The following is a 702-nucleotide window of genomic DNA, read 5'->3' on the forward strand; positions in this document are numbered from 1 at the left end:
ACGGTCCGGCCGGCCCGGCAGCGCGAAACCTGCACCGCGTCAGGCGCTGGCGACAACAGCAGGCGCGCGTCCGAACAACCCAGCAAGACCCGCCATTGCGCCGGCAGCCAGGACAGCAGGGCACGCGACCACCAGTGCCGGAAACCTCCGATCCCTGGTGCAAGGTTTGCCCCCAGCTTTTCCAGACTTCCCCGCACCGCCGTCATCGTGCCGCCGCTCCCTGTTCCCAGCGTATTACCGTGTAGCCGCCTGTCCCCGCGCCGCTGCCTGCGCGGACCACCGCGCGCAGCACCACCTGACGCTCGCTGCCGAGCTGCACCCGGCTGTCGATACTATAAGTGCCGTTGCCGGCCGATGCCGGCGGCGCGGGCGAAGTTCCATCGATGACGGCCATGGGGCCCCGCTCACGTGCGGCGATGACCTGCGCGGCATCCAGCCCCATTGCGGTCAATACCGGCGCGGCGGTAAAACGGACGTCCGGCTGCGGAGTGCCGAACACCGTCACCAGCGGCGCCAGCCGCGTGTACAGCGCCGCATCCATGCCCAGCAGCAGCTGCAGCTCGCCGACAGTCTCGAACGGTGCGTTCTTGGCGCCATACGGCAGACCGGCGGCAGCGTAGTCACCCGACTCGGCGCCCCCAGCCGGTTGCAGCAGTTCATCGCGATCGCGCCAGTCGACCATCGCCCCGGCCAGTTGCCGAG

Annotated in this window: 1 protein-coding gene; it reads right to left on the minus strand. The window is 69.8% G+C overall.

The features are described 5' to 3' along the window. Nucleotides 1–202 precede the first annotated feature (202 nt). Nucleotides 203–702: type II secretion system minor pseudopilin (locus JCM9942_RS17435; RefSeq protein ID WP_172675209.1), on the minus strand; the 500-nt coding region annotated here is incomplete at its 5' end.

Source organism: Stenotrophomonas pictorum JCM 9942 (genome assembly GCF_001310775.1).
Lineage (GTDB): Bacteria > Pseudomonadota > Gammaproteobacteria > Xanthomonadales > Xanthomonadaceae > Stenotrophomonas > Stenotrophomonas pictorum.